At 67.8% G+C, this 7008-nt stretch carries 6 protein-coding genes and 1 pseudogene; 3 read left to right on the top strand and 4 right to left on the bottom strand.

Features of this window, described 5'->3' with window-relative positions; genetic code table 11:
* Positions 1-85 precede the first annotated feature (85 nt).
* Positions 86-2941, top strand: coding sequence for an excinuclease ABC subunit UvrA (uvrA, locus tag IEX93_RS11090; protein ID WP_188848252.1), 2856 nt, complete (start codon positions 86-88; stop codon positions 2939-2941).
* On the opposite strand, the gene IEX93_RS11085 is transcribed toward uvrA, so the two are convergent.
* From IEX93_RS11085 to IEX93_RS11075, 3 genes are read right to left on the bottom strand one after another with little or no spacing between them, the layout of a single operon-like run.
* Positions 2931-3563 carry a TetR/AcrR family transcriptional regulator gene (locus IEX93_RS11085; RefSeq protein ID WP_188848251.1) on the bottom strand — a complete coding sequence of 211 codons (633 nt, stop codon included), beginning with the start codon at positions 3561-3563 and terminating at the stop codon, positions 2931-2933. The two genes, uvrA and IEX93_RS11085, sit on opposite strands and share 11 nt — an antisense overlap.
* A gap of 25 nt (positions 3564-3588) precedes the next feature.
* Positions 3589-4083 (bottom strand): hypothetical protein, encoded by a 495-nt coding sequence (locus tag IEX93_RS11080; protein WP_188848250.1) that lies wholly within the window; start codon positions 4081-4083, stop codon positions 3589-3591.
* Positions 4084-4085: 2 nt separating this feature from the next.
* A complete protein-coding gene (locus IEX93_RS11075; protein WP_188848249.1) occupies positions 4086-4940 on the bottom strand; it encodes an NAD(P)H-dependent flavin oxidoreductase in 855 nt (284 codons plus the stop codon).
* A gap of 36 nt (positions 4941-4976) precedes the next feature.
* Between IEX93_RS11075 and IEX93_RS11070 the strand changes: the two genes are divergently transcribed.
* Positions 4977-6173 carry an MFS transporter gene (locus IEX93_RS11070; RefSeq protein WP_188848248.1) on the top strand — a complete coding sequence of 399 codons (1197 nt, stop codon included), beginning with the start codon at positions 4977-4979 and terminating at the stop codon, positions 6171-6173.
* A gap of 73 nt (positions 6174-6246) precedes the next feature.
* On the opposite strand, the gene IEX93_RS11065 is transcribed toward IEX93_RS11070, so the two are convergent.
* Positions 6247-6564 (bottom strand): cupin domain-containing protein, encoded by a 318-nt coding sequence (locus IEX93_RS11065; protein WP_188848247.1) that lies wholly within the window; start codon positions 6562-6564, stop codon positions 6247-6249.
* 91 nt (positions 6565-6655) lie between these two features.
* Between IEX93_RS11065 and IEX93_RS11060 the strand changes: the two are divergent.
* A pseudogene (locus IEX93_RS11060) lies at positions 6656-6940 on the top strand (helix-turn-helix domain-containing protein); the annotation flags it as partial.
* Between the last annotated feature and the right edge of the window lie 68 nt (positions 6941-7008).

Below are 7008 nucleotides of genomic sequence, written 5' to 3'. Positions count from 1 at the left end.
GGTACCAGATACGGGCTGCGCCCGCAAGGGGAGATTTACCACGAAACGGAGATGTGGGTAAAGTCCTGGTGGTATACTTCCACGGATGGACCGCATCGTCATCCGGGGCGCGCGGGAGCACAACCTCAAGAACATCAGCCTGGAGCTCCCCCGGGGCAAGTTCATCGTCATCACCGGGGTCTCGGGCTCGGGCAAGAGCACCCTGGCCTTTGACACCCTCTACGCCGAGGGGCAAAGGCGCTACGTAGAAAGCCTCTCCAGCTACGCCCGGCAGTTTTTGGGGGTGATGGACAAGCCCGAGGTGGAGAGCATCGAGGGGCTTTCCCCCGCCATCTCCATTGACCAGAAGACCACGAGCCACAACCCCCGCTCCACCGTGGGCACCGTCACCGAGATCCACGATTACCTCCGCCTCCTCTTCGCCCGCATCGGCCAGGCCTTCTGCCCGGAGTGCGGCCGCCCTATTGAGAAGCAGTCGGCGAGCGAGATCACCGACCGCCTCCTCAAGCGCCAGGGCGCCCGGGCCATCCTCATGGCCCCCTTGGTGCGGGGGCGGAAGGGGGAGTACAGGAAGCTCTTCCAGCAGCTTTTGAAGGAGGGGTACGCCCGGGTGCGGGTGGACGGGGTCATCTACCTCCTGGAGGAGGCCCAAGGCCTCAACCTGGAGAAGTACGAGAAGCACGACATAGACCTGGTGATTGACCGGGTGGTCCTCAAGGAGGAGGAGCGCCCCCGCATCGCCGAGGCGGTGGAGCTGGCCCTCCTCCGGGGGGAAGGGCTCCTTAGGGTCCTCTACCCCGATAGCGGGGAGGAGGAGCTCTACTCGGAGAAGTTCGCCTGCCCCGAGCACGGCTCGGTCCTGGAGGAGTTGGAGCCCCGGATCTTCTCCTTCAACGGCCCCTACGGGGCCTGCCCCGCCTGCTCCGGCCTCGGCTACCGCCAGGAGTTTGACCCCGAGCTCGTGGTGAACCCGGAGCTCTCCTTGGCGGAAGGGGCCATCCTCCCCTGGGCCCGGGGGCGGGACACGGGGCGTAGCTACCTCTGGGACCGGCTTCGGGCCTTGGCCGAGCACCTGGGCTTTGACCTCAAAACCCCCTTCAAGGACCTCCCCGAGGAGGCGAAGCGCGCCGTCCTCTACGGGCTTCCCGAGCCCTTTGAGGTGGTCTTCCGCCGCGGGGGGAAGGAGACTTTTCGGGTAGAGGTCCACTACGAGGGGGTGATCCCCTGGCTGGAGAAGCGCTACGGGGAGGCGGAGTCCGAGGGGGTGCGGGAGGCCCTGGAGGGCTTCATGTCCCTAAGGCCCTGCCCGGTCTGCGGGGGGACCCGCTACAAGAAGGAGGTCCTCTCGGTCAAGGTGGCGGGGAAGAACATCGCCGAGGTCTCCGCCCTCACGGTGCGGGAGGCCTTGGCCTTCTTCCAGGACCTGGAGGCGAAGCTTTCCCCCTTCCAGGCCCAGATCGCCCGGCCCATCCTCCGGGAGATCGTGGAGCGGCTGGGCTTCTTGGTGGGGGTGGGGCTGGACTACCTCACCCTGGACCGGGCCGCCAACACCCTCTCCGGGGGGGAGGCCCAGAGGATCCGCCTGGCCACCCAGGTGGGCTCGGGGCTCACCGGGGTTCTCTACGTCCTGGACGAGCCCTCCATCGGCCTCCACCCCCGGGACAACCAGCGCCTCATCGCCACCCTCAAGCGCCTCCAGGCCCTGGGCAACACCCTCATCGTGGTGGAGCACGACGAGGAGACCATGCGGGCCGCCGACTGGATCGTGGACATGGGCCCGGGGGCGGGGATCCACGGGGGGGAGGTGGTAGCCCAAGGCCCCCTCGAGGAGATCCTCAAAAGCGAGCGGAGCCTCACCGCCGCCTACCTGAGGGGGGACAAGAAGATCCCCGTCCCCAAGGAGCGGCGCAAGGGAAACGGCAAGTGGCTGGTCCTAAGGGGCGCGCGGGCGCACAACCTGAAAAACGTCACCCTTAAGATCCCCTTGGGCCGCTTCGTGGCCATCACCGGCCCCTCGGGAAGCGGCAAGAGCACCCTGATCCACGACGTCCTCTACGCCGCCTTGGCCCAAAGGCTCATGCGGGCCAAGACCACCCCCGGGCCCTACGAGGCCCTGGAGGGGGTGGAGCACCTGGACAAGGTCATTGAGATTGACCAGTCCCCCATCGGCCGCACCCCCCGGTCCAACCCCGCCACCTACACCGGGATCTTTGACGAGATCCGCGACCTCTTCGCCAAGACCCCGGAGGCCAGGAAGCGGGGCTATGGGCCAGGCCGCTTCTCCTTCAACGTCAAGGGGGGCCGGTGCGAGGCCTGCCAGGGGGACGGGACGGTGAAGATAGAGATGCTCTTCCTCCCCGACCTCTACGTGCCCTGCGAGGTGTGCAAGGGGAAGCGCTACAACAAGGAGACCCTGGAGGTCAAGCTCCGGGGCAAGAACATCGCCGACGTCCTGGACATGACCGTGGAGGAAGCCCTGGACTTCTTCCAGAACGTCCCCTCCATCGCCCGCAAGCTCCAGCTCATGGTGGACGTGGGCCTAGGCTACATGAAGCTGGGCCAGCCCTCCCCCACCCTCTCCGGGGGCGAGGCCCAGCGGATCAAGCTGGCCACGGAGCTGGGCCGGAAGTCCACGGGCCGCACCCTCTACATCCTGGACGAGCCCACCACCGGCCTCCACTTTGAGGACGTGGCGAAGCTCCTCTCGGTCCTCCACCGCCTGGTGGACGCGGGCAACACCGTGGTGGTCATTGAGCACAACCTGGACGTGGTGAAGACCGCCGACTGGGTCATTGACCTGGGCCCCGAGGGGGGCGACCGGGGCGGGGAGATCGTGGCCGAGGGGACGCCGGAGGAGGTGGCCCTCTCGGGAAGCCCCACCGGGGTCTTTCTGGCCCGGATCCCCGAGATCGCCGAAAGGCTTAAGGTGGCTACGGATTAGCCGCCACGGAGGGGAGCTCCGGGGCCTCCCTGCGGGTGAGGATGCCCTCGAGGGCGAGCCGCAAGGAGCGCTCCAACTCCACCCCCAGGTCCCGGTGGGGGGTGTAGGCGGCCCAGCGGAGGGCGGCGAGGAAGTAGAGGTCGGCCAGGGTGCGGCCCATCCGCTCCAGGGAAAGGTCCTGGCGCACCACCCCCTTTTCCTGGAGGGGCCTTAGGATCTCCGCGATGAGGTCCCCCAGGGGCAGGGCCTCAAAGGCCGCCCGGGCCCGGATGGGGTCGGGGTTTAGGAGTTCGTAGAGGAGGGGGAGGAGGAGGTCCTTCTCCTCCTTGGTGAAGCGGGCGAGCTCAGCGAAGAGGCGGTAGAGGACCTCCAGGGGGTCCATCCCCTGGGCCAGGTAGCGGCGGACCTCGCTTTGGGCGTGGTGCAAAAGCTCCGCCCCGTACTCCAAAAGGACCGCCTCCTTGTAGGGGAAGTAGTTGAAGAAGGTGCCCCGGGAGACGTGGGCCGCCTTGGCGATGTCTGTGGCGGTGGTCTCCTGGAACCCCCGCTCCCGGAAAAGCCGCATGGCCGCCTGGAAGATCCGCTCCCGGCGGCGCCTTTTCTGGTACTCCCGCACGGCCATGGGCTTAGTGTACCCAAGTCCAAAATCAAAGGGCAATCGCCTTTCCTCCCCAGTCCTCCAAGGCGGCCCGGAGGGCCAGGCCTCCTTGGGTGGTGTAGACCTTGCCCTCCCGCAGGAAGGCCCCCGGGACCACCCGGTACCCCTCCCTAAGGAGCCTTAGGGCCACCTCCTCCCGGGCGGCCACCCTGGGGGGAAGCCTTCCCGCCTCGGCCAGGAAGCCGTGGGCGTTAAAGCCCAGAAAGACCGCCTCCAAATCCTCCCAGATGGCGTCCAGAAAGGCCAGCCAAGAGGGGTCCTTGGCCGCCCGCTCGGGCCTCCTCGCCCCCGGCACCACCAAGGCCTTGGGGGGCGGGGCCGCCGGGAAGGCGTAGGTGGGGGTCCAGACGGACCCCGCCAGGGCGGGAACCCCTTTCCGCCCCTTGGCCACGGTGTAGGCGGGCATACCCCAAAGCCGGGCGGCCTCGAGGGCCAAGGCCGCCTCCAGCTCGGAGAACTCGGGAAGGAGGAGGACCGCCAGCACCTTTAAGGCAAGCTCCGCTTGGCCTCTTCGTACTCCCGGACAAGGCGGGCCACCACCTCCTTGGCCGAGGGGATCTCCCGGATAAAGGCCACCCCGTGCCCGGCGGAGTAAATCTCCTTCCAGGCCTTCCCCCCACCCTGGCGGAAGCGCTCCAGGGACTCCTTGAGGAAGTTGGCGGGCACCCCGGTCACCTCGGGGGTGTACTCTATGTCCTCCGGCTGGGCGCGCAGGAGGGCCTCCTTGTACTCCAAAGGCGCCCCCGACTCCAAGGTGGCGATGAAACGGGTGCCGATGTAGACCCCGTCCCCCAGGGCCAAGGCCGCAAGAACCTGCCTCCCCGTGGCGATCCCCCCGGCGATGAGGACGGGCACCCCGAGCTCCTCCCTAAGCCAGGGCCCGAGGACGAAGGGGCTCACCCTCCCGGCGTGCCCCCCGGCCCCCGCCGCCACGGCCACCAGGGCGTCGGCCCCCGCCTCCACCGCCTTCTTGCCGTGGCGGAGGCCCACCACGTCGCACCAGACCACGCCGCCATAGGCCTTCACCCGCTCCACCACCCGGGTGGGGTCCCCCAGGGAGGTGACCACCAGAGGAACCTTCCGCTCCACCACCGCCTCGAGGTCCTCCTCCAGCCTGGGGTTGGCCTTCAGGATCAGGTTCACCCCGAAGGGCACCCCTTGGGGGAAGGTCTCCAGGAACTCCCGGAAGGCCTCGTGGGTGCGGAAGTTGAGGCTCGGGATGACCCCGATCCCCCCCGCCTCGGCCACCGCCTGGAGGAGGGGGGCGTTGGACACCAAAAACATGGGCGCGGCCACGATGGGGTAGCGGATCCCCAGCATCCTGGTGATGGAGGTCTCCATGGGGGAGATTTTACCGGGTTCAAGGACAATGGAGCGGTGGAACCGGAGCGCTCCCTGCGGCTTTCCATATGGGAAGGGGTCCTTTCCGCCCTCTTCCTCTACTGGAGCACCGGGGTCTTGCTCACGGGCTACGCCCTGGCCCTGGGGGCCTCCCCCCAGGCCCTGGCCCTCCTGGGCGCCCTCCCCTTCCTAGCCCAGGTCCTCGCCCCCCTGGCCCTCTTCCTCCGAGGAAGCCGCAAGGCCTTGGTGGTACGGCTGAACCTGATCTCCCGCGCCCTATTCCTGCCGGCCCTCCTCGCCCCCTTTCTGCCCGAGGGGCTTCGGGTGCCGGGGCTTCTCCTCTTCGCCGGGGCCTCCCAGCTTTTGGCCGCCCCCGTGGGGGTGCTCTGGCTCTCCTGGATGGCGGACCTGGTCCCCCCCGAAAGGCGGGGCCGCTACTTCGGCCTAAGGAACGCTCTCCTAGGCCTTGTGGGCACCTTGGGCAACCTCCTTGGGGGTCTGGTGGCGGACGCCCTCCCCCCGCCCACCGGCTACCAGGCGGTGCTCCTCCTAGGGGTGGGGGTTGGGCTCCTTTCGGTCCTGGTCCTGCGCCTTCAGGAAGAGCCCCCCCAAGCCCCGGCCCCGCCGCCCCGGGAGGCCCTTTGGGCTGCCTTGCAGGATGGGGCCTACCGGGGGTACCTCAGCCTCGTCTTCCTCTGGTACGGGGCGGTGATGGTGGGGGGGCCCTACGTGGTGCCCTACTTCGTGCGGGTGGGCGGGTTTTCCATGGCGGAGGTGGGGCTTTGGACCCTGATCTCTGCCATCTCCGGCCTCCTCTTCGGCCCCCTTTGGGGCCGGCTCGGGGACCAGCGGGGCCACGGGGTGGTGCTCTTCCGAGCAGGCCTGGTGGCGGCCCTCATGCCCCTCCTTTGGCTTGGGGGCTCGGAGGCCTTCCCCTGGCCCCTGTGGCTTTCCGCCGTGGCCGACGCCCTGGCTTGGAGCGGGCTTGGCACCGCCTTGGTCAACGCCGCCCTGGCCCAGGCCCCCAAGGCGGCGCGCAACGGCTACCTGGCCCTCTTCTGGCTGGCCCAGGGCCTGGGGGGCATCGCGGGAAGCCTCCTGGCCGGGGGCGCAGCCAGCCTCGGGCTTGGTCCAAGCCCCTACCACCTGCCCCTCCTCCTTTCCCTGGGCCTAAGGCTTCTCGTAGCCCTCCGGTTCCATAGCGCCTCAGCGCCTCTAGACAGGACAAGCTAAGGGCCCACCCCCCTTCCAAAACCCGCCTGCCCTCTTAGGGACCCCCACCGCGGCGAAAGCCACGGTGGGGCATCTAGGGCCTTGGGGCCATGACCACCAGGAGAAGGGCGGGGCTTGCCGAGACGTTTTGCACCCCGTGGGCCTCGCCGGCGCGGGCGAGGGTCGCCATCCCCGGGGCCAAAAGGGCCTCCTCCTCCCCGATCCGCACCACCACCTCCCCTTCCAGCACGAAGTAAACCTTGTCTGACCCGGGGTGGGCGTGCACCTTCTGGGACTGCCCGGGAAGAAGGGCGTAGAGGTCATAGAGCATGTGGGTGGAGTCAAAAACCGGGATTTTGACCATCTTTTCCGGGTCAAAGCGGGCCAGGCGCTTCACGTCCTTGATCTCCATACGGCCAGTCTACTGAACTCGGACAGACACATGTGAGACTGGACGAGTAAAAATGTGGGGACCACTCCATGGAGAAGGGAGGTCCCCACAGATGCAGCTTACCACGGTCGGCAAAGAGGTTTTTCGGGGCGCAAGAAAGGCCCGGGAACTTCAAGGGGCTGGGGCCGGCGATCCCACGGTCCAGGAGCGCTCACGGAAGCTCAAACAGGTGGCTGCTTTGCGGAGCAAACACCGAGAAGCGCTCAGGAAGCACGGGGTGAGCTGGCCCGAGATCCAGGAGCTTGTAGGGATCAGCCGGGCCACCTATTACCGCTGGCGGAAACGCCTGAAGGAAGAAGGCCTTGCCGGTTTTAAGCCCCGGTCAAGACGTCCTAAGCAGGGCTTTACCCAAAACTCCTTCCTCGCCCTCCCTTAGCCTGCTTCAAGAGTTCTTGGGTGACTTCA

Origin of the sequence: Thermus composti (assembly GCF_014647535.1) — a bacterium.
GTDB classification, from domain to species: domain Bacteria; phylum Deinococcota; class Deinococci; order Deinococcales; family Thermaceae; genus Thermus; species Thermus composti.
The sequence above is the reverse complement of the archived record's forward strand: the minus strand, read 5'-3'. Positions and strand labels throughout refer to the sequence as shown.

Bases quoted from the DNA above. Each gene is read 5' to 3' on its own strand.
- uvrA (WP_188848252.1), top strand. From the start codon at position 86: ATGGACCGCATCGTCATCCGGGGCGCGCGGGAGCACAACCTCAAGAAC.
- IEX93_RS11085 (WP_188848251.1), bottom strand. From the start codon at position 3,563: ATGGCCGTGCGGGAGTACCAGAAAAGGCGCCGCCGGGAGCGGATCTTC.
- IEX93_RS11075 (WP_188848249.1), bottom strand. From the start codon at position 4,940: ATGGAGACCTCCATCACCAGGATGCTGGGGATCCGCTACCCCATCGTG.
- IEX93_RS11065 (WP_188848247.1), bottom strand. From the start codon at position 6,564: ATGGAGATCAAGGACGTGAAGCGCCTGGCCCGCTTTGACCCGGAAAAG.